Annotated in this window: 20 protein-coding genes and 2 pseudogenes; 11 read left to right on the plus strand and 11 right to left on the minus strand. The window is 61.7% G+C overall.

What is annotated here, in order from left to right; all coding sequences use genetic code 11:
* Both ACAD63_RS10515 and ltrA read left to right on the plus strand, forming a co-directional pair.
* Positions 1-628, plus strand: a 628-nt coding sequence (locus ACAD63_RS10515) for an RNA-guided endonuclease InsQ/TnpB family protein (RefSeq protein ID WP_434033905.1), incomplete at its 5' end; no start/stop codon positions are given.
* Positions 629-1,023: 395 nt separating this feature from the next.
* Positions 1,024-2,394: pseudogene (gene ltrA / locus ACAD63_RS10520) on the plus strand (group II intron reverse transcriptase/maturase).
* Between the two features lie 85 nt (positions 2,395-2,479).
* On the opposite strand, the pseudogene ACAD63_RS10525 reads toward ltrA, so the two are convergent.
* Together ACAD63_RS10525 and ACAD63_RS10530 are read right to left on the minus strand one after the other, a co-directional pair.
* Positions 2,480-3,028, minus strand: a pseudogene (locus ACAD63_RS10525) (helix-turn-helix domain-containing protein); the annotation flags it as partial.
* Between the two features lie 93 nt (positions 3,029-3,121).
* Positions 3,122-3,904 carry a TSUP family transporter gene (locus ACAD63_RS10530; RefSeq protein ID WP_434033906.1) on the minus strand — a complete coding sequence of 261 codons (783 nt, stop codon included), beginning with the start codon at positions 3,902-3,904 and terminating at the stop codon, positions 3,122-3,124.
* A 72-nt stretch (positions 3,905-3,976) separates the two neighbouring features.
* Here ACAD63_RS10530 and chrA point away from each other — a divergent pair, with 72 nt between their 5' ends.
* Together chrA and ACAD63_RS10540 are read left to right on the plus strand one after the other, a co-directional pair.
* Complete coding sequence (chrA, locus tag ACAD63_RS10535; protein WP_434033907.1) at positions 3,977-5,182, plus strand: chromate efflux transporter; 1,206 nt, start codon at positions 3,977-3,979, stop codon at positions 5,180-5,182.
* 10 nt (positions 5,183-5,192) lie between these two features.
* Positions 5,193-5,498 (plus strand): PadR family transcriptional regulator, encoded by a 306-nt coding sequence (locus ACAD63_RS10540; protein WP_434033908.1) that lies wholly within the window; start codon positions 5,193-5,195, stop codon positions 5,496-5,498.
* Between the two features lie 80 nt (positions 5,499-5,578).
* On the opposite strand, the gene ACAD63_RS10545 is transcribed toward ACAD63_RS10540, so the two are convergent.
* Entirely contained in the window at positions 5,579-5,905 is a 327-nt protein-coding gene (locus ACAD63_RS10545) for a hypothetical protein (RefSeq protein WP_434033909.1), read from the minus strand.
* Between the two features lie 388 nt (positions 5,906-6,293).
* On the opposite strand from ACAD63_RS10545, the gene ACAD63_RS10550 reads away from it, so the two are divergent.
* Positions 6,294-6,593, plus strand: a complete 300-nt coding sequence (locus ACAD63_RS10550; RefSeq protein ID WP_434033910.1) for a Fe-Mn family superoxide dismutase — start codon at positions 6,294-6,296, stop codon at positions 6,591-6,593.
* Between the two features lie 76 nt (positions 6,594-6,669).
* On the opposite strand, the gene ACAD63_RS10555 is transcribed toward ACAD63_RS10550, so the two are convergent.
* The 7 genes from ACAD63_RS10555 to ACAD63_RS10585 form a co-directional block, all read right to left on the minus strand.
* Positions 6,670-7,224: a hypothetical protein gene (locus ACAD63_RS10555; RefSeq protein ID WP_434033911.1), complete on the minus strand. Its 555-nt coding sequence runs from the start codon at positions 7,222-7,224 to the stop codon at positions 6,670-6,672.
* Between the two features lie 240 nt (positions 7,225-7,464).
* Positions 7,465-7,803: a copper-binding protein gene (locus tag ACAD63_RS10560; RefSeq protein ID WP_434033912.1), complete on the minus strand. Its 339-nt coding sequence runs from the start codon at positions 7,801-7,803 to the stop codon at positions 7,465-7,467.
* Positions 7,800-10,976, minus strand: a complete 3,177-nt coding sequence (locus ACAD63_RS10565) for an efflux RND transporter permease subunit (RefSeq protein ID WP_434033913.1) — start codon at positions 10,974-10,976, stop codon at positions 7,800-7,802. The genes ACAD63_RS10560 and ACAD63_RS10565 overlap by 4 nt, the downstream gene beginning before the upstream one ends.
* On the minus strand, positions 10,973-12,529 hold the full coding sequence (locus tag ACAD63_RS10570) for an efflux RND transporter periplasmic adaptor subunit (RefSeq protein ID WP_434033914.1): 1,557 nt from the start codon (positions 12,527-12,529) through the stop codon (positions 10,973-10,975). The genes ACAD63_RS10565 and ACAD63_RS10570 overlap by 4 nt, the downstream gene beginning before the upstream one ends.
* Entirely contained in the window at positions 12,526-13,836 is a 1,311-nt protein-coding gene (locus ACAD63_RS10575) for a TolC family protein (RefSeq protein ID WP_434033915.1), read from the minus strand. The genes ACAD63_RS10570 and ACAD63_RS10575 overlap by 4 nt, the downstream gene beginning before the upstream one ends.
* A gap of 71 nt (positions 13,837-13,907) precedes the next feature.
* Entirely contained in the window at positions 13,908-14,306 is a 399-nt protein-coding gene (locus ACAD63_RS10580; protein ID WP_434033916.1) for a copper resistance protein, read from the minus strand.
* 156 nt (positions 14,307-14,462) lie between these two features.
* Positions 14,463-14,660 (minus strand): hypothetical protein, encoded by a 198-nt coding sequence (locus tag ACAD63_RS10585; protein ID WP_434033917.1) that lies wholly within the window; start codon positions 14,658-14,660, stop codon positions 14,463-14,465.
* A 1,259-nt stretch (positions 14,661-15,919) separates the two neighbouring features.
* On the opposite strand from ACAD63_RS10585, the gene ACAD63_RS10590 reads away from it, so the two are divergent.
* The 3 genes from ACAD63_RS10590 to ACAD63_RS10600 all read left to right on the plus strand — a co-directional run bounded on the left by ACAD63_RS10590 (position 15,920) and on the right by ACAD63_RS10600 (position 17,481).
* Positions 15,920-16,075 (plus strand): hypothetical protein, encoded by a 156-nt coding sequence (locus ACAD63_RS10590; RefSeq protein WP_434033918.1) that lies wholly within the window; start codon positions 15,920-15,922, stop codon positions 16,073-16,075.
* A 510-nt stretch (positions 16,076-16,585) separates the two neighbouring features.
* Positions 16,586-17,077 (plus strand): CzcE family metal-binding protein, encoded by a 492-nt coding sequence (locus ACAD63_RS10595; RefSeq protein WP_434033919.1) that lies wholly within the window; start codon positions 16,586-16,588, stop codon positions 17,075-17,077.
* 128 nt (positions 17,078-17,205) lie between these two features.
* Complete coding sequence (locus tag ACAD63_RS10600; RefSeq protein ID WP_434033920.1) at positions 17,206-17,481, plus strand: hypothetical protein; 276 nt, start codon at positions 17,206-17,208, stop codon at positions 17,479-17,481.
* 334 nt (positions 17,482-17,815) lie between these two features.
* Here the strand turns inward: ACAD63_RS10600 and ACAD63_RS10605 are convergent, their stop codons facing one another.
* Entirely contained in the window at positions 17,816-19,075 is a 1,260-nt protein-coding gene (locus ACAD63_RS10605) for a type II restriction endonuclease (protein WP_434033921.1), read from the minus strand.
* A 331-nt stretch (positions 19,076-19,406) separates the two neighbouring features.
* Here ACAD63_RS10605 and ACAD63_RS10610 point away from each other — a divergent pair, with 331 nt between their 5' ends.
* From ACAD63_RS10610 to ACAD63_RS10620, 3 genes are all read left to right on the plus strand, one after another.
* Positions 19,407-19,823, plus strand: a complete 417-nt coding sequence (locus ACAD63_RS10610) for a DUF411 domain-containing protein (RefSeq protein ID WP_434033922.1) — start codon at positions 19,407-19,409, stop codon at positions 19,821-19,823.
* Positions 19,824-19,865: 42 nt separating this feature from the next.
* Positions 19,866-20,390 carry a c-type cytochrome gene (locus ACAD63_RS10615; RefSeq protein WP_434033923.1) on the plus strand — a complete coding sequence of 175 codons (525 nt, stop codon included), beginning with the start codon at positions 19,866-19,868 and terminating at the stop codon, positions 20,388-20,390.
* A gap of 66 nt (positions 20,391-20,456) precedes the next feature.
* Positions 20,457-20,612: a hypothetical protein gene (locus ACAD63_RS10620; protein ID WP_434033924.1), complete on the plus strand. Its 156-nt coding sequence runs from the start codon at positions 20,457-20,459 to the stop codon at positions 20,610-20,612.
* Positions 20,613-20,853: the final 241 nt, after the last annotated feature.

Genomic DNA, 20,853 nt, shown 5'->3' on the forward strand with positions numbered 1-20,853 from the left:
CCGCGGGCATTGGTATCTCAACGTGGCCGTCAAGGTACAGGTCGAAGAGAAGCGCGTGCCGGACGGCGCAACAACCATCGGTATCGACCTTGGCCTGAAAACGCTTGCGACGTACAGCGACGGCACGTCGTTCAACCCGAAGAAGTTCTATCGCGAATCGGAAGCGGCGTTGGGTATCTCGCAACGGGCTCGCAAGAAAAAGCGCGTGAAGGCTAACCACGCCCGTATCGCGAATCAGCGCAAGGATGCCATCCACAAGGAAACGACCGCGCTGGTCAGGAAACATGCAGCAATCTTCGTAGGCAACGTGAACGCGAAAGCGGTGGCAAAAACGAGTATGGCAAAGTCCGTGCTCGATGCCGCGTGGACGACGTTCAGGACACAACTCCAGTACAAGGCCATCAGGCAGGCAGTGGTGTTCGCAGAGGTCAACGAAGCGTTTTCAACCCAAACGTGCTCGTGCTGTGGCGTTATCTCGCCCAGCAGTCCGAAAGGTAGGGCCGGACTTGGAATAAGGCAGTGGACGTGTTGCTCGTGCGGGTCGGTACACGACCGCGACACGAACGCCGCGTGCAACATTGCCCGCCTGGGACATCAGGCGCTAGAAGTAGGAATCTCCGGGGTTTAGCCCGGAGAGGATGTGTGCGCCCAGCATGGGCGCGATCTCGGAGGTGAAAGTCCTCCCGTGAGCTGACCACAGCGAGCGAAAGGAAGTGCAACTGCGTGAGGGCGACCAAGCGTGGGAAGGAAGCATGGAATGAAACCGTGAGCCGATGGACAAGAACCAGATACGAGGCGCGATGGAGCAAGGCGAGCAGGCACGTCACTGCGAAGCTTTCGTGGTCAAAGCGAAGTCGCGTAGATCTGGCGGTTGTGCGGGGAAGGATCGCGTTCTTACCTGGGGAGATCTCGCCTAACGTCTGAAAGGGCGACAGCCGCAAGGCTGCAAGCGAGAAGTCAGCAGAGGCAGTAGTAGTCGGGGCAACCCGACGAAGGGCCGAACGAGAAGGAAAGCTGGAAACTGTGACTCTTGAGAGAACATCGCACCAGAAGCCGGGGCAACTCGGGCGTATCGCGGATGACGGGGGTGAAGCCCGCAACGTCTCGACGCGCGGTGAAGCTCGCTCGGCGGGTCGCATGGACGAAGGCTTAGGGCGGGATGGCTTGCTCCAGCAAGCTCTCTCGCGTGAGAACATGGTCGCGGCGTGGAAACGCGTCAAGGCCAACAAGGGAAGTGCTGGCGTTGATGGTCTAACGATTGAAGAGACGGTAGAGCACCTCAAGACCCACTGGCCGCGCATTAGGCGGGAGCTTCTAAACGGCACGTACCGGCCGCAAGCCGTGCGCCGCGTGGAGATACCCAAACCGACAGGCGGCATGAGGGAACTGGGAATTCCAACCGTCACCGACAGGCTCATCCAGCAGGCGCTACTGCAAGTTCTGCAGCCGTTGATCGACCCGACGTTCTCCGAGTTCAGCTACGGCTTCCGTCCGGGCCGCAGTGCGCATGGCGCGGTGCTTCAAGCTCAACGCTATGCGTAGGAAGGGTTCCGGGTGGTAGTTGATGTGGATCTGGAGAAGTTCTTTGATCGGGTTAATCACGACATTCTGATGGACCGCCTGGCCAAACGAATCAGCGACAAGGCCGCTCTGCGGTTGGTTCGCCGATACCTGGAGGCTGGCGTCATGATGAATGGCGTGATCGTCGCACGTGATGAGGGAACACCGCAAGGTGGCCCCTTGTCTCCGTTGCTGGCCAACGTCCTGCTGGATGATGTGGATCGCGCCTTGACTCAACGCGGGCACCGCTTTGCCCGCTACGCCGATGACTGCAACGTCTATGTTCGCAGCCAGCAGGCTGGCGAGCGGGTGCTGCGTTGGATGCGCAAGCTGTATGCGCAGCTTCACCTCCGGGTGAACGAATTGAAGACCGAGGTGGGCTCGGTCTTTGGCCGCAAGTTCCTCGGCTACTGCCTCCGGCGATGGTCGGGCGGCGCGGTCAAGGTTGCGGTTGCCCCCAAGGCCATCAAGACGTTCAAGCAGCGTATCAAGATCATCACTAAGCGGGTTGGTGGCAGAAGCCTGGCCCAGGTCGCAGAACAGATGCGGGAATATCTGCCGGGGTGGAAGTCCTACTTCCGTCTGGCACGGACACCCCAGACGTTCAAAGATCTGGACTCATGGATACGTCACCGCCTCAGGGCCATTCAGCTCAAGCACTGGCGCGTTGGAACGACGGTCTACAGTCGTCTCCGAGGTCTCGGCGCGTCTCATGAGCTGGCAGCCCTCATTGCCGGTGGTGCCGGTCGCTGGTGGGCTCACAGCAAGGCTGGTCTGAACCGCGTCCTCACGATCGCATACTTTGACGCCCTTGGCTTTCCCCGACTCATATGACCTCAACTTCTCGAACCGCCTGGTGCGGACCCGCATGCCAGGTGGTGTGGCAGGGGCGCGGCTAGCCGCCGCCCCCTATGCCGATCAAAAACACGACCTTACGCGCGTCGGCATCAGCGACAAGCGTCAGGTAGTTGTGACCGCGCCTGTAGGACGTTTCGTCAACGGCGACAGCGGTCATGCCGGCCAGATCGAGTTCAGCCACCGCGAGGTCGACATAGCGCTCGCAGATAGCGTACACGCGATGCCACGACTCACCCACCGTTCTGGCTACAGCAGAAAACGGCATCTGCTGCGCAAGCGCCACCACCATGGCTTCAAACAGCAACGTGAAGCCAGAGAGCTTGCCAGCCCAGTCCGGCTCGACCAACGCCACTCGGCCGTCGGGAAGCTTCACGCGTGGCGTGCGGACTTCCAGATAGCAGTCGTGCTCGAAGAAGTTCAGGTGCCGATAGCGTTTGGTCACCGTATCGTGAACCGGGTGCCCACCGGCGACCTCCGGGTGGGAAAAGCGGCTGCCGGCGACAAAGTCAATCTGGATCGTCAACGTCTTGGTTTGCGCGTTGAAGTCGACTTCCCGGACGAACCACGGATCGCTTACGCCAAGGGCTGCTTCAAACAGTTTGCTATGCATCGATTGTGTTGCTCTTTACCTGAAACCCGCCACGATACCACCCACTTGAAATTCAAAAGAGGCAGAATACTTCCAGCCGAAGTCTGCAAGACCCTAGAGCAAGCCAAGAGCCAATCCGGTACCTATGCTTAACATGGCTATTGCAACAATGATTTGTACGGTGCGCAGCGTGACCTTCTGCAAGATGCGCTTACCTACAAGAGCACCGATGAACGCGCAGATCGTTCCCACGACAATGGGTAATGCGAGTGTCTGAGCTTGTGAAAATTGGCCTGCAAGCATGGCGGTACCGTACACCCCGAGGCGCACAACATCGACGATCACCGCCGAAACAACACCCGTCGCCACGAATGCATCCTTAGACAGACCCGCCTTCAACAGGAACGCCGAACGCAACGCACCTTGGTTGCCCGATAAGCCCCCGAAGAAGCCCGAGAGCGCCCCGCCAACAGGAAGCCAGCGCGCTGGAAAAGCGAGCGCTTGAAAGCGAGAGGATAGTTCAAGCAGTGCAAACAGCACGATCAAGCTGCCGATGACCGCTTTTACCGCAGTGATTTCAAAGCTTGAAGCTGCGATAGTGTAGTGCCAGAGAGGCGGCAACTGGTCGAAGAACGCCAGGGAGCCTGCGCCAAGGATTGCCGTCATGGCGGCGGGCACGCTGAATTTCACCACGACTGGCCAATCTGCCTGCCGGGCCATCAGCCCGAATTTAAAGAGGTTGTTGGCGAAATGCACCACGGCAGTCGCGGCGATAGCGAGCGGCAACGGGAAAAACAGGGCGAACACCGGCATCAGGATCGTTCCCAAGCCGAAGCCGGAGAACAACGTCAGCCCGGATGTTAGCAAGGCCACAACTCCGATCAGAATGAGTTCCATCTGGTGTTATCGTGTTTCGCTATCGAATTTCGATTATTATGGCTCAACTCTTCAACATAGCAAGTGGCGACCATGACCAACGTCACCATGAATGACCGCAGCCCTTGGGCTGTTTTTCTGATTTTTCTCCGACTGGGTCTGACCTCTTTCGGCGGCCCCATTGCCCACCTAGGCTACTTTCGCGATGAGTTCGTGACGCGTCGGCAGTGGCTCACCGAACGCAGCTATGCGGATTTGGTCGCTCTCTGTCAGTTCCTTCCAGGTCCTGCCAGCAGCCAGGTTGGAATGGCACTTGGGCTGTCCCGATCCGGCTATGCCGGCGCGTTGGCTGCCTGGGCGGGCTTCACTCTGCCGTCAGCGATTGCCCTGATCCTGTTTGCATTGGGCATTGCCAGTTACGGGGACGCGATGCCGTCTGGCTTGCTGCACGGCTTGAAGGTGGTGGCCGTGGCGGTAGTCGCGCAAGCCGTATGGGGGATGGCTCGCAATCTTTGCCCGGACGCGCTGCGCGTCACCATCATGGCGGCTGCGACCTGCTTCGTTCTTCTGTTGCCATCGGCGTGGGGTCAGGTCGGGGCTATCGCGATCGCGGCGATCATCGGCCTATTGCTGTTCAAGCCTCAGCCGGGAGCGGCGCATGACCCTCTGCCGATTGTCATGCGGAGTCGCGTCGGCATTTTCTGGCTGACGCTGTTCTTTGCCCTGCTGATGGGGTTGCCGTTGTTGGCAGCCTTGTTCCCGAATCCGGCGTTGTCAATGGTGGATGCCTTCTATCGTGCTGGGTCATTGGTCTTTGGTGGTGGGCATGTCGTGCTGCCGCTGCTGCAAGCCGAAGTCGTGCCGTCCGGCCGGGTCAGTAATGAATCCTTCTTGGCGGGTTACGGCGCGACACAGGCGGTTCCAGGCCCCTTGTTCACTTTCGCAGCGTTTCTCGGTGCTTCGATGAACGAGGCACCCACCGGCTGGTTGGGCGGGCTGATCTGCCTGCTGGCAATCTTCGCGCCATCCTTCCTGCTGGTCGTGGGAGCATTGCCGTTCTGGGAACGCCTACGTCGCAACCCCCGCACGCAAGCGGCGCTGTTTGGCATCAACGCGGCCGTGGTTGGCCTGCTGCTGGCCGCCCTTTATCAACCGGTATGGACGAGCGCGATTCACGAACCACAAGACTTTGGCTTGGCCCTTGTGGCACTCGTTGCCCTGATATTATGGAAACTGCCGCCGTGGCTGGTTGTGGTCGGCAGTGGTATTGCGGGCTGGTCGATGAGCACGGTTCTGTGAGGCTTGGAGAATGACCGACAAAGACCTTTACGGGGGGCTGATTCGTTTGCACATCCTGCACCATGCAGCCGAAGAACCCATCTTCGGTCTCGGCATCATCGAGGAGTTGCGACACCACGGTTACGAGATCAGCGCAGGAACGTTGTATCCGATGCTGCATGGTTTGGAAAAGAAGGGATATCTCACTTCACGCCCCGAGCGTACCGGCCGACGTGATCGGCGGGTTTACGAAATCACCCAGCAAGGCCGTATTGCGTTGAAGGATGCCAAATCCAAGGTCAGGGAGCTTTTTGGAGAACTAATTGAAGGCAAATGACGGCAGAAGATTGGGCCTCATTGGTCATTCTTCTTGGCTGCACTGACGAAGTGGAACTGAGCGCGACCGGCGGCATTGTGCTACCGCTTCCGCTGCATGTACCAGCCCCCGTGGTCGCGCTCATTGTTCTTCGCCCCGGCGATCGACTTCGCAGACCTGTGACTGGAGCCTAATCGGCTGTTTATCCAGGAGCGCATTGGCCTCTCGATACCGAAGTGGAGTAATACGGCTGCGCCAATGATAAGCACCAGCAGCAGCGCCTGAACCTTAGAGACCGTTTCAAAAAGACTGCTACGCACGCCCAGCATAAACTCCGGGATCAGGCGGGCGACGCCACCACTCATCGACAGGTGTGTGGGCGACGTCGCCTCCACCACACCGACCACGGCCAGTGCGAGAATCGCCATCAATGCGATCCGGAGTTTTCCCAGACGCGGCGCCGCCAACAGGAATAGGGGAAACCAGACGTAGGCAAACCACTCGACACTGACGGACCAGCCGACATCATTTCATCCAGTCGGTCCAGCATACCGCCACGCGCTAAGCGGCGACAGCCCAAGCAAGAAGTCGGACAAAGTGTAGTTGGTCGATCCGACCATGGCTGAATGCAAGATCAGGTCACGCGCCGCGGAACTCACAACTCTCCGCACTTGACGTGGCAGCCGCATCGGTCTTTGTGCTGAACGGCCCGAAGCGCGAGGAACAAATTGCAACCAACTCGATGATCCTGCATGAGGTGTACTCGACGGCCTCGGCAACGGTGGCAGTCTGAACGGCGAACTGGAAGCGGTGCTCGTGCGGGATTTCGGCTCCGTCGCACGGTGGCAAGCAGAGTTCACCGCGATGGGCAAGGCACTCGGCGGCGGCTCGGGTTGGGTGCTGCTGACATACTCGCCGCGTGACGGTCGGCTAATCAACCAGTGGACTTCCGACCACGCCTATACGCTGGCTGACGCGACGCCGATCCTAGTGCTGGATATTTACGAGCATTCCTACCACATGGACTACGGCAAGAAAGCTGCGGCCAACGTCGATGCGATCATGCAGAACATCCCATTGGGCAAGAGTCGCCGCTTCGAAGGCGCGAGCAAATAGTCAGGGAGAATTCTGGTCGCCTAGCTAGGCCTGCGTCGAGCCAGCGGGCTGGCTGCAGCGGGGACCAGTTAGTGAGTCACTTGCCCATCATCCCATGGCCCATGCCAGTGCCAGTGCCAGTGCCGGTACCCATGCCAGGACCCATGCCCCCGCCCATCATGCCTTGATTATCCATCATCATCGGCATCACTTCCTGCATGAAGGCCATGTGCTGGCCCATCAGGTCGTGACAAATTTGCATCTGGGCCGGTGTGGCTTGGCCTTTGCCCTTGCGTGGACCGGCCGTTCCCATGGCCATCATGTCCTTGTGCATGATGGCCATGCCGTCCTGCATGACCTTGTTGCGTTCGGCAATTAGTGCCTGGCGCTCTTCCGGAGTATTGGCCCGCGACAGCCGCTCACGGATAGCACGAAGGTGGGCGACCTGCGCGTCAATGGGGTTTCCCGTGGCTTGGGGAGCAGCGGCCGGTGCGGCTGCCGATGCCGGCTTCTTAGCCGGCTTCTTGGCTTCTTCCTTGAGGTGGTGCTGCTCGTGCTCGGCGCCCGTCGATGGCGCAGCGGAAAAGACCGCTGGCGACCAGGCAAGGGTGGCGGCGGCGAAGAGGATGGGAAGGCGGCGGATGTGGACCATGCGAAAGCTCCTCGAGTCTAAGGAAGACAACTTATTATGACTATACGTGATTGCTGGCAGATTGACAGGAATCAACAGAAAGCCCGCATTCAAAGCTCCGGTGCATCCAAGATAAAGGAAATCCGCTATCAGATGGGTTGCGCAAACGCGCCCATGGCTGCCGGCTCGACGTTGCTATGCCATGCCTGTCGGTCAGGACGCGCACGGCCGCTTGCAGCGAACCGTGCGCGGATGGAGCGATTACTTGCGCTGCATGTCCACGACCGTCGGCAAGCCATCCACCTTGTCGAAGGTCACCGACACGGCATCGCCTTCCTTGAACTTGCTAAGTAAGGCGCGATCCTTGACCGGGAACGCCATCGTCATGCCGGGCATGCCCAGATTCTCGATCGGGCCGTGCTTAAGCGTGACCTTCCCGGATTGTGCATCGATCTTCTTGATTTCTGCGGGCACCGGCCGAGCCGCCGGTTGCGAGGCGGAGGTTGCCTTCATGTCCATGCCCTCCATCGAAACCGCGGCGAACACGGCCGGCGCAGCAATGATCGCCAGGGCGGCGGCGAGGGTCTTGAGAGATTTCATTGCGATTCCTCCTGAGGTGAGAGGTTGGGGGAAAGAGAACTTGAACGCTGCTTGATCTGACGACGGCGTAACAGCAGGTATACCGCCGGGACCACGAACATGGAGAGCAGCGGCGCCGTAACCATGCCGCCGACCATCGGGGCAGCAATGCGCTGCATCACTTCCGAGCCAGTGCCATGCGACCACATGATGGGAAGCAGGCCGGCCAGAATCACAGCCACCGTCATCGCCTTCGGCCGCACACGTAGCACGGCGCCTTCCTGGATGGCATCGAGCAGGGCCGCAAGACTACTTTGTCCATCTTCGATTCGTTTCTGCCAGGCGTGTTTCAGGTAGAGCAGCATGATGACGCCGAATTCCGCAGCGACCCCGGCGAGCGCGATGAAGCCAACAATCCCCGCGACCGACAGGTTGTACCCCAGCAGATAGAGCAGCCAGAAGCCGCCGATCAAGGCCAGCGGCAGGGTTCCCATGATGAGCAGCGCCTCATCCAGGCGGCCGAATACCAGGTACAGCAATACGAAGATGATCAGGAGGGTGAAGGGGACCACCACCTTCAGCTTGGTGGTGGCGCGCTCGAGATACTCGAATTGCCCCGACCAGCTCAGCGAATACCCGGCTGGCATCGGCACCGCCTTTGCAACCGCCGCTTGCATGTCTTTCACGGCAGAGCGCAGGTCCCTGCCGCGAATGTCGACGTAGATCCACCCCGAGAGCCGCGCATTTTCACTGCGCAACATCGGTGGCCCTTGCACGACCTGGATGTGTGCAACGTCGGCCAGCGTGATCTGCAGTCCCTTGTCGGTCACGATGGGCAGGCTGCGCAGTTGCTCGATGGAGTCCCGATAGTCACGCGGATACCGGACATTGATAGGAAAGCGAGCGAGCCCGTCGACCACTTCGCCGACGTTTTCGCCGCCAATGGCCGACGATACGATCGCCTGAATGTATTCAATGTTCAGGCCGTACCGACCAGCAACCGCCCGGTCGATATCGACATCGATGTACCGGCCGCCCGTGAGCCGCTCGGCCAGCGCGGAGGTGACGCCGGGAACCGACTTGACGGCCTCCTCGATGCGCGTTGCCAGGCGATCGATTTCCTTCAGGTCCGTACCGGCGACCTTGATCCCCACAGGGCTCTTGATGCCGGTCGCCAGCATGTCAATGCGGTTGCGGATCGGCGGCACCCAGATGTTGGACAGGCCGGGCACTCTGACGACCCGATCGAGCTCCTCCACCAGCTTGTCGGTAGTCATGCCAGCACGCCATTGGTTCTTAGGCTTGAACTGGATAGTAGTCTCGAACATTTCGATCGGCGCCGGGTCGGTCGCGGTATCGGCGCGGCCCGCCTTGCCATACACCGTTGCGACCTCCGGCACGGTCTTGATGAGCCGATCGGTCTGCTGCAGTAGCTGGGAGGCCTTACCTGCAGAGAGACCTGGCAAGGCGGAGGGCATGTAGAGCAGATCGCCTTCATCCAGGGGCGGCATGAATTCGCCGCCAATGCGCATAATGGGCCACGCGGTGGCGACGAGCAGCACGGCTGCAACTGCCAGGGTGGTCTTTGGATATGAGAGCACCTTGCCGAGCAACGGCTGGTAGCCGCGAATCAGCCAGCGATTGAGCGGATTGGCCTGCTCAGACGGGATGTTGCCGCGGATCATGTAACCCATCAACACCGGTACCAAGGTGACGGACAATCCCGCAGCGGCCGCCATGGAATAGGTCTTGGTAAAGGCGAGCGGCGAAAAAAGCCGGCCCTCCTGCGCCTCCAGCGTGAACACCGGAATAAACGACAGCGTGATGATCAACAGGGAGAAGAAGAGGGCAGGTCCGACTTCGGCAGCAGATTCGCCGATGATGCGCCAACGCTCATGCTCGCCGAGGTCGCGCTGCGGGTTGTCGGCATGCCAGTGCTCGAGATGTTTGTGCGCGTTCTCGATCATGACCACCGCGGCATCAACCATCGCGCCGATGGCGATGGCGATGCCACCCAGCGACATGATATTGGCGTTCACGCCCTGGTAGCGCATCACAAGGAAGGCGGCCAGCACGCCCAGCGGGAGCGAGACGATGGCCACCAGCGCCGAGCGCAGGTGAAAGAGAAACACCAGGCAGACCAGCGCAACGACCGCAAATTCCTCGATCAGCTTGGTGGTGAGACTGTCCACTGCCCGTTCGATCAGCGCCGACCGATCGTAAGTCGTGACGATCTCGACGCCCTTGGGCAAGCTCTTTTGCAAGGTGGCGAGCTTGGCCTTGACCGCTTCAATAGTTTCCAGGGCATTCTTGCCTGAGCGCAGGACGATGACGCCACCGGCCACTTCGCCCTGACCATTCAGTTCGGCAATGCCACGCCGCATCTCGGGGCCGAGTTGCACGGTGGCAACGTCGCCCAGCCGTACCGGGATGCCGGCGTCGCTGGTGACGAGCGGAATCTGGCGAAAGTCGTCCAGCGTGTTCAGATAACCGCTGGCCCGGACCATGTACTCCGCTTCACCCAACTCCAGCACCGAGCCGCCGGTTTCCTGATTGGCGCCCTTGAGCGCTGCAAGCACCTTGGCTTGCGACAAGTTGTAGGCGCGCAGCCGATCCGGCATCAGTACGATCTGGTATTGCTTGACCATGCCGCCAAGCGAAACCACCTCGGCGACGTTCGGCAGGGACTTGAGCTCGAAACGCAGGAACCAGTCCTGTAGCGCCCGTAGCTGGCTGAGGTCATGCTGGCCGGTCTTGTCAACCAAGGCATACTCATAAATCCAGCCGACGCCGGTTGCATCGGGGCCGAGCGCGGGCTTGGCTGCTGCCGGCAGCCGCGATTGCACCTGGTTCAGGTACTCGAGCACGCGCGAGCGCGCCCAGTACAGGTCGGTCCCGTCTTCGAACAACACATAGACATAGGAGTCACCAAAAAACGAGTAGCCGCGCACGGTCTTGGCGCCGGGCACCGACAGCATGGTCGTGGTCAGTGGATAGGTGACCTGATTTTCCACGATCTGCGGCGCCTGGCCGGGGAATGGCGTGCGGATGATCACCTGCACGTCGGACAGGTCCGGCAGGGCGTCGAGCGGTGTACTCTGTACCGCCCAAAGCCCCCACGCGGTCACCATGACGGTGGCAAGCAGTACCAGGAACCGATTGCGGATGGACGCGAGGATGAGCCGGGCAATCATGGCTTTGCTCCCGCAGTGGCGTCGGCCGTCTCAACCGCGGACAGGGTTGCCACGCCGTCGCTATCCAATCGGAAGCGGAACCGGACCCGGTCCCCCAGCTTGAGTCCCTTGGGCATGCCGGCTGGTGGCGCGCCAAACTCCATCGTCATGGCGCCCCACTGCGCCGAGGGAATGGCGCCATGGGAGATCGTCATGCTCTGCTCGGTGACGGCCTCGATCCGGCCGACGCCTTGATGTTCCGGCCCGGGCGCTGCAGCGGCGCCAGACGCGGACGCGCCGGCTGCGGAGGCGGCCGTGGGCTCGGTCATGCGCTGTGCCGTGCCGCGCAGGCTTGCCTCCGAGTCGATCAGGAACTGTCCTGATACGACCACCTTCTGGCCTGCTTTGAGACCCTCAATGACTTCGATTTGGCCGCCGGCTGCCGCGCCGGTCTTGACTTCGACGGGGCTGAATCCGCCCTGGCCGGATGCCACCATGGCGATAGTGCGCGTGCCGGTGCGAATCAGCGCCTCGGTTGGCACCAGCAGGCGATCCGGTCCCGGGGCCGCGTCAAAGCGCACCGAGACAAACATGCCGGGCAACAGCTGACGCGCCTTGTTCTGCAATTCGATGCGCACCTTGACCGTACGGGTCCCGGCGCTGATATCTGGCAGGATGGCATCGACCTTGCCTGACAACGTCAGGCCGGGCAAGCCTGCGGCCGTGGCCGACACCGTCTGCCCGGGCCGCACCGGGGCGGCCTGGCTCTCTGGCACCTCGGCGATGACCCATACGGTCGCAAGGCTCGCGATGCGAAAGAGGGTTTTCCCCGGCGAGACCGTCATGCCATCGCGCGCCCCGATTTCCGTGATGATGCCGTCCACCGAACTGGTAACGGTCAGCCAAGGCTGCAGTTTGCCGGTGGACTGGACTAACCGGATATGGCTTTCAGTCATGCCAACCTGACGCATGCGCGCAATGGCGGCCTCTAGCAGTTCGTGCTGTAGGCTGCCGTCCATCCGGCTGACCGCCAGGTATTCTTCCTGCGCGGCGACCCATTCCGGCGCATAGATTTGTGCCAGCGCTTGACCTTTGCGGACCGGATCGAGGCTGGTCCGAGCGTACGCGTGTTCCACGAATCCGTTGGTGCGGGCCTGCAGCACTTCGATGCCGCGTTCATTGATCGCGACATTGCCCGGTACTTGCAAGACGGCCTCCAGCCGGCCGGTCTTCACCTCGGCCGTGCGGATGCCAAGGTTCTGGGTCACGCGGCTGTCGATGGTGACGGCCGCACCACCGCTGGCGTCTTCGTACACCGGCGACAAGGGCATGTCCATGTACGGCGACTTGCCCGGCTTGTCAAAGCGCTGTCTTGGCACCATGGGGTCATGCCAGTAGAGGATGCGTTTGCCAGTTTTGGGGTCAATGTCGCCTGCCTTGAGGGCGGCACCGCTGCCGGCGGTTGTCGACGCGGGCTGCTGCTGCCCTTGCTGTTGACCGAGATAATAGGCAGCTCCAACGCTTGCCACCACCATCAGGCCTGCCACCGTCCGTGCGATCGTGGGCTTGTTCATGGTTGAGATCCTTGCAGTGAGGTGGGCTGGGCTGCAGTGGGCAACGGCATCAGGAAAGTCAGGTCCGCCCAGAGTCGGGCGGTGGCGGCTTCAAGCTTCAGACGCTCAAGCGAAATATTGAGCGCCTTGCGGCTGGCATCGGCCACGGCGGTCAGGGTGCCGGCGCCCGCGCGATAGGCAGTCAGGGCCGCCTCAGTCTGTGCCTTGGCCAGTGGCACGGTGGCGCTCCGATAGCGCTCGAGGCGCGCCTGGCTGAGCGCCAGCTCCGCCTGCTTGCCACGCAACTGGCTGATCAAGCCGCGGCGTACGACTTCGGCTTGCGCGCGTGCGGCGTCGGCCTGCGCTAGCTTTGCGGCCAGTTCCCGATCTTGGCGCTGCTTCTGGTCCCAGGGAAGCGGCAGTGAGACGTTGAGCGAAACCATGTTGGAGTAGGCTGGGCCGCGCTGGCTGTACATCAGTTCGACGCTCACATCTGGGAGCTTGTTCTCTCGTGCGACGCGGCTTTCCGCCTCTGCGACGCCCACCTGTGCCTCGGCTGCCGCCACGTCCGGCAGTTGCGCCACGCCGTCGGCGTCCAGGGTATTGAGCCAGGCCGGCGCCTCAAAGCCAGGGCGTTTTTCGGCCAAAGGAAGATCTGCGGCCTCGCCCACCCAACGGCGCAGCATTACTCTCGCCGAAGCCAGCGTCGCGCGGGCCTCGTCTTCGCGATCTTGCAGTTGCCGGAGTTCCAGTTCGGCGGCCACGATGTCCGCACGGGAACCGCGGTTGCCGCGGTAGGCAGCCTGCGCCGCATCCACCATCAGCTTGATGGACTGCGCCTGCTCGGTGAGCACGCTGTTGGCGCGTTCGGCGTACCAGCGGTCCAGCCAGGCCGTCGCGGCGCCGCGCTGCACCGTTGCGAGCGCCGCCGTACGCTGAGCCTCTGCCGACGAGGCCTCGGCTTCGAATCGCTGGGCGCGAGCCTCGCGCTTGGCCGATCGGGTGAACTCCTGCATCAGGCTGATCGAGCGCATCGTCATCGAGTCTGTGCCGAGGGAAAACCGGTCGGGGCCATTCGCCGGCACATTATTGACGCCAACCTTCAGGACCGGGTCTGGTAACTGTCGACCAGCCACGACCATCTCGATGGCGGACTGGACCGCTGAGCGGGATGTTTCGGCATCCGTCGAGCGGGAAGACGCGAGTGCAACGGCTTCCGACAAGGAGAGTGCGGCCGTGGGTTGCGCCCATCCGGGATGGGCAGCGGCGAACAGCGTAAGGGCGAGCGTCAGCCGGCACCCATGCGCGAAGAGGAAACGCAAATGCATAAAGCCTCCGCAAAGCAACGACCACCCTGAGGACCAGGTTCAGGGCACGATAGCAGGCGTTGCGTCGGAGGCTAGGTTCGGAAACAGCAGTGGAGGATGGGCAGGGGTCGAGGGGGCCCGCGCGGCACCGCGTTGGCGTAGGCCGCTCGCTGGCTGATGAATATCGGCAGCAGCGCAGGCTCAACCAGATTGACGAGCATGGGTTGGAACGCAGGGATCTGCGGACTGGGGTGGTCGGCCGACTTGGAGCCAAGCTGGCAGTGCTCCAGGCACAAGCCGTCGTGGGCAGCCGGCGCTTCAGCCTTCTGCGTCATGTCGGGACAGGACTCGGTCATGCCGGCCATGTCCGTCATACCGTCCATCGAATACCGGCTGCCCGCGCAGGCGTAGGCCGCCGTTGCCAGCTGGACTGTCAAGAAGGTGCTCAGCAGGAAAGCGGCAAGCCAAAGCCGGCGAAAGCGGGTACGCACGTGGGGGACTCGGTTTGAGCCAAATGGTAGCAGCGTTTGGGCTCTTTCGGCACATCCCGCATGTGGCGGTTTGCCGTAGATCAAGTACGGGTATGGCCCAGCAGGGGAGTGCGCCGGCGAGCCACGCAACCCAGCTCGCCGGTTCCCCAGGCTCAGTTACTTGGGTTGACCCATCATTTCGCGGCACATCCCCATCATGGCCGCGTGGTCGCGCGACTGCTGTGACTTCTGTTGCGCCTCAGTTTGTTTGGCGGCACGAGCCTTTTCGATTACATACCAGTCCGGTCCGGCGACGGCCGATAGCGAGAACGCCAGAGCGACGGCGCCCACAAACGTGTAAAGCAGGGATTTCATGATGTTGTTCCTCGCACGGGATAGGCAGCGGGCAGCGGGCCGCGTAAAGAGCGGCCGGCAGGCAACACTGCAATTGGCTAAGTCAGACAGGAGCACCGTGGCGCGGTGACGCCAGCCGCGGCAACCCGGTGGGCGGGATCGCGCTACAGACGGACGCGTTTGGGCGGGCGATCGAGGCGGGGCGGAACAACGGAGGGATACGCAAATTCCGGATGGGCGACCAAGACGCTGGTCCACGCATCCGTGGCAGAATCGGTTGCCAACGACGTGCCAGCGAAGACAGCACAAGTGGAGGACATGCAGGAAACACGAGACGGGCCGCTGGCATGCCGGTCGCCGGCACAACTGGATTGAACGGCGTAGTCATGCGGGCTGCCCGTCGCATCACTGGCTTGCGCCTCATGGACCGGCATGCCAGCCATGCCGGCGACGCAGCAGCTGTCCAATCGCCCGGCTTGAGCCCGCAGGGGCAAAGCCAGCGCCAGAAGCAGCAGCACGACCATACCCCAAAGCTGGTATAGGCTTACGCATTGGGCGCTCCGAGCCGACGCGCGGTAGCGCCATCCCAGATCTTTTTCAGTATAGATTCTCATCTTGCTCGAGCCACCGGCGGCTGCGGCATCCGGCCCGCAGAACGGGGGGACGCGAATGACAGGTAGACGTCGTCGAGCAAGCGATTGTCCCCGCCGGCCAATCGCTCCAGGGCAGCTAGCAGGTGCTCGGCCACGCCGTACTGTTGCTGATCGCATGCCCGCCGGAATACCGAAAACACGTCATCAAATAGCAATTGCGTCGCAGTGTTCATAGCTTGCCCCCCGCTTAATGCACTGTGTGGCGATGGCGCTATCGCCGCCATGCCGCCCTCATTTGCACTATGGGCCTTCCCATGGGGGTAAGGTCAAGCAGTGCTTTCGCGCGGGGGCGCGGCGAATGAGTGCAAGTTGCGGCCGCGGTACACGACCGCGTTATGACTTGGCTGAGGAGTCGAGCCAGCGATGGAGCACGCCGCCGCTCGCGGGGCAGGCATTCAAAGCCGTTCATGCGTACAGGCGTACAGGGTCGCTGCTTGCACTGAAGCGCAACACGCAGTCACGCCATGGATCCGAACCCTTTGGATAGCTGAGCGGATCAGCAATAAAACACGCATGAAAATTCCCTTCGTCACACATGGCGTTAGGACGCCGTCGCGCTGAGCGGGGCGTCTGGTGGCACGATCGGCAATTCAGCGAAGCGGTGTGCCAACGGCGATGTGGAGCCACATGGACGAAGCCGAGCACAAGCGGCGCTATACGCGCCGGGCCTTGGTGACAAAGGTCGAGTCAGCCGGCTTCGAACTTGTCGACGTCACCTCGTTCAGCCATGGCCATCTCCCGGCTGCGGCAGCGCGCCAAGCTGCCTGGCGACGCCATGGATGACGGCTTTCGCATCGGAGCAGCCTTGAATGGCGTGCTAGGCGGTGTTTGCACCATTGAGCACAGCCTGATCCGAGCCGGCCAGCGTTTTGCAGCGGGTGGCCGCGCTGCTGGTTATGGCAAAGAAGAAGGTTTGGACAACGTGAGGGACGGCGGCCGCTCACCGGTACGCAACGTCGGAGGACAAGCACGTGCAACGCACCGGCTGCCATCGGTTGCTGAGCTCAGTACGTCTGCGGCCGGAAGCCGACGCGGCACGGCGAGGCGTTGTTCCGGTATGCCTTTGCCGAGCGCCGCAACTGCATCGCATCGCGGCGCGACGCTGGGAATCTCGCGTCTCAGAAGCCCGGTTAGTTCGCCAAGCTGACGTTGGCGGACCCATTTCTGCGCCAAGCTTGGAAACGAGGCGAGGGAGCTTACATGGATGTAATTGCCGGGTAACGTCTCGGTGAGCGGTGGCTATCTACCATGGCAGTTAAGAGGTTCTGCCTCGAAACGTCAATGGAGAGCATCATGAACACCAAGAAGACCGCCATGACCGCACTGGCGTTGTCGGCCCTTTCCGTCCTGTCTTCTATGTCGCCAGCGTGGAGTTCGGACCAGACCAGAACCAATGCAGGGGACAACTGGGCACAGCACGTGCAGCGGCAAGCCGCTGAGCAAGCCGGCACGCCTGCGCCGCTCGCTGTTTCCGGCGCGACTTCCAGTGCCATGGCCGAAGCGGGGGCTGCCACCCCGTTGGGGCCGCAGGCGGCGCTCTTCGGTAGCCTAGCGTCGGCGAACACGGCCTCGCGTGCGGTGACGCTTGCCCCGGGCCTCAAGTCTGTCAACGTGGCCTCGGGCGAAACGGTCATCTTCCGCGGTGGCGCGCAGGAAGCCACCTGGACGTTCGCCGAAGTCATTCACGGCACATCCGTGGATCTTGGCGTCCTGTTCCCAGCCCTGCCCAACGCCCAGGGCGTGCGCGTCTATATCGAGCGCAGCAAGCTCTATACCGGTGGCTGAAGATCCCAGACTGTCAGGAGTGCCAACATGACAGATTTGTAATTTTGTCGTCAGGCCCTGGTCGGGTACACCTTACTACACTGTAAGTGCAGGCTCACCGAGCCACTACCGAAGCAAGGAGAAACATAATGCGTACGTTGAAGAAGACGGCCCTGGTGGCGCTGACTGTGGCAACCCTTGGTAGCGTCGCGGGCATCGCGCAAGCCGGCGTGAATTCGCCGCGTGATCCCTTTACCGCTGGGGGGCACGCGATGGGCACGCGCGATCCGTTCACCGATGGCAGCCACTCCATGGGCACGCGTGATCCGTTCACCGACGGTAGCCACGCCATGGGCACCCGTGATCCGTTCACGGACGGCAGCCACGCTGTAGGCCCGCGGGACACCTTCAGCGACGGCGCCTGACCTCGGCACCGCGCCGTTTCGCCGGGACGGATGGGTCGCCGGGTTGGGGTGCCTTGCCGTGGTGCGGGTATCGGGAATTAGCCCGATACCCGCTTGGTTCCTCAGGCGAGCGCCCGGGTGACGCAATTCCGATGGGCCAGATCTGACTGGAACAGTCCGGAGCCAGCCAGACAATGACAACGCCATGGCGGTCTGGCTCTGACCAAGGCCTAGTGGCTCGTCATCGCGCCTCAGGCGCGATTATGTTTGTCCATCGCCGGTCCACACGACGTTGCCATCTGCAACGGCTTCGTGTGGCATCTCCCGGCGCTCCCCTCAAGTGCTAATTTCAGAGCTATCTCGCGATCGCTTCGATCGGCTTCAGTCCGCTGCCAAAGCGCGCAATGCTCTCGCGATGCTCGCGTAGGCTGGAGTATGGGACGTATCGGATATTGAGCGCCGACACGCGGCTGAAGGCTGGCCGGCTTAACTGTGCGCGCACATCGCCGTCCCGATCATCCGGCGCGACCAGAAAGAGGTGCTTGTGGGCAGACTGGTCAGAACCTAGCGCCAAGTCCAGCAAGCGCACGATGCCGGAATAGATTGAGGTCGTATGTTCCACTTCAAACGCGGCCTCGACCTCAAGTGTCGTGGCGTTCAGCCAGACGGCGTCGATGAGAGGAACGGTATCGCCGCCCGCCACAAGCAGCGTCGGCGGCAAGGTGTCGAGACAACCCTTGCTCAGGGGTTCCCCGTTGTACAAGCGGCTTCGGTCGTTCGTCGCAATCCAGACTGCGAAGCCGAGCGACTTGCCGAGATCGCGCAACCAACCCTGCACCTCGGTATGGGTGGCGTCTTCGGTTTGGCCCAGTTGAATCTGCCTGGCAAGCGTGGCGGCTTGCTCGCGCACCTTAGCCAGTTCTTGCTGCCATGCTGCCACATCGCCTGCCTGTGCCTGCCGCGGTGGCAGCGGGTAGCGTTGCATGCCGAGGTCAAAGAGCAGGCCCGCGATGGCGCCAAGATCGTTGGAGAGCAGGTCCCGATAGCGCTGATTCAGTGCCAGTACCCCTTCACGCATTGCCAGATAGTGATCCCATTTGCCAAGCTTGACCGATGATCCGGTCAGTGCGTTATAGCCGTTGACAATTGCCGTGTTGAACGGCATCACCAGCGTGGGATGAATGAAATACAGCAGGTTGGCCGCCGCCGGCCCGAGCCCCTTGATGCCGAGGCTGCTGAGTTGGCGGATCGCGTTAAGGACTTCGCGTTCGCTGTCGCAGCAGTTACACGTATGGAGCAGTCTGGCAAAGGCACGTTGATTCTCGGCATGCTCATAGATGTCGGGAATGCGCAGTTTCGGCTTCCACAGGAAGGCGTGATCCGCGCCTTTGAAGATTTGCCGTTGCTCCGCGATCGAGGACACCACGGTTTCGAGGGATGAGCCGCGATACACGTTGCCGAATGTGCCGGCCTGAATTTCGTCGACGACGGCACCAATGCCGCGCCGGATCGAGCGGAAATTCTTAAGCCGCTCAGGCCAAAGAAACCAAGTTTGGTAGCAGCCGCTGGGGTCGGACTTCCAGCGCTCAATGAGGATGCGGATGGTGTCTGTCATGGTGTACTTTTTTGCGAGGCAGGTGTACCACCCTGGAGCATTTTGGCATGGCGCAATCTTCGCAACTGAACAGGCTTGACCTTCCCATGATCGGAAGGTCTATCCTGATGTTTTTCAGGCTGAGCGGACAAAGTCAATGCCGGTCAGCTTCTCGTCATGATTGTGTAAGGAGGCTGTCATGAAGGAATGCCAACAACGATCGCCGGCGGCCGGCGCGGACGCGGGTCGATACTTGACGCCGCGCTCGCGGCCTGTCTGAGGCGACTATCCGCAATATGAAACAGAACCTTGGCTTCGCGTTTATCAACATATTTGCTTTTGGGGAGAATTAATGAAACATCTCTTGACCATTGTCGGGTTCCTCACAGTCGCCGCCGGCGCGCACGCGGCCGCGCCGACGCTGACGGTGTACAAAGACCCCAACTGTGGTTGCTGTGAAGAATGGGTCAAACACGTCAACCAGGCCGGCATTCGTACCAAGGTGATCAATTCGTCCGACGTTACGGCGATGAAAAGCAAGCTCGGGGTTCCGGCCCAGCTCGGCTCCTGCCATACCGCGGTGGTCGATGGCAGCGCGCAGGTGGTGGAGGGGCATGTGCCCGCGACAGCAATCCGAGAGCTCGCTGCCAATCCGACCTTGAAAGGTGTCGCAGTGCCTGGCATGCCGGCGAACTCGCCTGGCATGGGGCGGATGGACGGCAACCTGGTGACCGTGGATTTCAGCGGCAAGCCGTTCTCGAAAGACTAGGGCCGGGGCTGGCAGTGCGGGCAGCGCTGCCAAACCAAAGATATGGAAGAATCAAACAAGTCGCGCTGGATCGTGGCGTGCCTATTGGTGGTGGGCGCAGCCGCTGCCACGGGGATTGCGCTGACGACCAAACGTTATCTGGAGACGCCGGTTACCCAGGAGAGTCCTGTTGCGCGACAACTGCGCATCGATGCGACGGACTCCTCGCGCCTCGTCCGAGGCAGGCAACTGTACGCCCAGGCCTGCGCGTCATGCCATGGCGCCAACCTGGAAGGCCAGGCCAACTGGCGCGAGCGGCTGGCGAACGGGCGTATGCCAGCGCCACCGCACGATGCGTCGGGCCACACCTGGCACCACGCCGACGCGGTGCTGTTTGCCATCACGAAGAACGGACTCGTGGCGGGCGTGACCGCACCCCAAGGCTATGTGAGCGACATGCCAGCGTTTCGCCTGTCGATGTCCGATGACGACATCCTCGCGGTGCTCGCCTATATCAAGAGCACTTGGCCGGACAAAATGGCGGCCGCGCAGCGCGAAGCGACCGATCAATATGCGAGCCCCAAGTAGGCGACGGCACCGCACGGTCGCCGCTGGGCCGAGCATGGGCCGCTGCGGCTAAACCGCGAGGCCGCCGTGCTTAAGCGTCTGCCGACGTACGACATTGCGACCGCGCGCCAGCACTGCTCGGGCATGCGCCCCGTCAGCGCTACCGCCATGGGGCAAGGGCCCGAGACGCTGCGCTGGAGCCAGCGCTTCTACCTCCACAGTGTTGCCACCGCTAGGACCTGAACCTAGTGCGTCTACCAATTCCGCCACCTGGGCAAGGTGAGCGCCCGCATTCTACACGGCGCGTCGGAATTTGCAAGGCCCGGAAGCACCGTGTCCAAAATTCATATCAGTCGGCGCAAAAACAAAAAGCCCGCACATTCGTGCGGGCTTCTCGCTTGAAACCTTCTGGTGCCCAGGAGAGGACTCGAACCTCCACAGTGTTGCCACCGCTAGGACCTGAACCTAGTGCGTCTACCAATTC

Source organism: Cupriavidus sp. a3, from assembly GCF_051015765.1.
GTDB lineage: Bacteria > Pseudomonadota > Gammaproteobacteria > Burkholderiales > Burkholderiaceae > Cupriavidus > Cupriavidus oxalaticus_A.

Excerpts from the sequence above, each read along its gene's own strand:
- ACAD63_RS10590 (WP_434033918.1), top strand. The coding sequence starts at position 15,920 with ATGGACGAAGCCGAGCACAAGCGGCGCTATACGCGCCGGGCCTTGGTG.
- ACAD63_RS10615 (WP_434033923.1), top strand. The coding sequence starts at position 19,866 with ATGGAAGAATCAAACAAGTCGCGCTGGATCGTGGCGTGCCTATTGGTG.
- chrA (WP_434033907.1), top strand. The coding sequence starts at position 3,977 with ATGACCAACGTCACCATGAATGACCGCAGCCCTTGGGCTGTTTTTCTG.
- ACAD63_RS10595 (WP_434033919.1), top strand. The coding sequence starts at position 16,586 with ATGAACACCAAGAAGACCGCCATGACCGCACTGGCGTTGTCGGCCCTT.
- ACAD63_RS10570 (WP_434033914.1), bottom strand. The coding sequence starts at position 12,529 with ATGAACAAGCCCACGATCGCACGGACGGTGGCAGGCCTGATGGTGGTG.
- ACAD63_RS10605 (WP_434033921.1), bottom strand. The coding sequence starts at position 19,075 with ATGACAGACACCATCCGCATCCTCATTGAGCGCTGGAAGTCCGACCCC.
- ACAD63_RS10545 (WP_434033909.1), bottom strand. The coding sequence starts at position 5,905 with ATGGCGATTCTCGCACTGGCCGTGGTCGGTGTGGTGGAGGCGACGTCG.
- ACAD63_RS10540 (WP_434033908.1), top strand. The coding sequence starts at position 5,193 with ATGACCGACAAAGACCTTTACGGGGGGCTGATTCGTTTGCACATCCTG.
- ACAD63_RS10530 (WP_434033906.1), bottom strand. The coding sequence starts at position 3,904 with ATGGAACTCATTCTGATCGGAGTTGTGGCCTTGCTAACATCCGGGCTG.
- ACAD63_RS10585 (WP_434033917.1), bottom strand. The coding sequence starts at position 14,660 with ATGAAATCCCTGCTTTACACGTTTGTGGGCGCCGTCGCTCTGGCGTTC.
- ACAD63_RS10610 (WP_434033922.1), top strand. The coding sequence starts at position 19,407 with ATGAAACATCTCTTGACCATTGTCGGGTTCCTCACAGTCGCCGCCGGC.
- ACAD63_RS10560 (WP_434033912.1), bottom strand. The coding sequence starts at position 7,803 with ATGAAATCTCTCAAGACCCTCGCCGCCGCCCTGGCGATCATTGCTGCG.
- ACAD63_RS10575 (WP_434033915.1), bottom strand. The coding sequence starts at position 13,836 with ATGCATTTGCGTTTCCTCTTCGCGCATGGGTGCCGGCTGACGCTCGCC.
- ACAD63_RS10555 (WP_434033911.1), bottom strand. The coding sequence starts at position 7,224 with ATGGTCCACATCCGCCGCCTTCCCATCCTCTTCGCCGCCGCCACCCTT.
- ACAD63_RS10565 (WP_434033913.1), bottom strand. The coding sequence starts at position 10,976 with ATGATTGCCCGGCTCATCCTCGCGTCCATCCGCAATCGGTTCCTGGTA.
- ACAD63_RS10600 (WP_434033920.1), top strand. The coding sequence starts at position 17,206 with ATGCGTACGTTGAAGAAGACGGCCCTGGTGGCGCTGACTGTGGCAACC.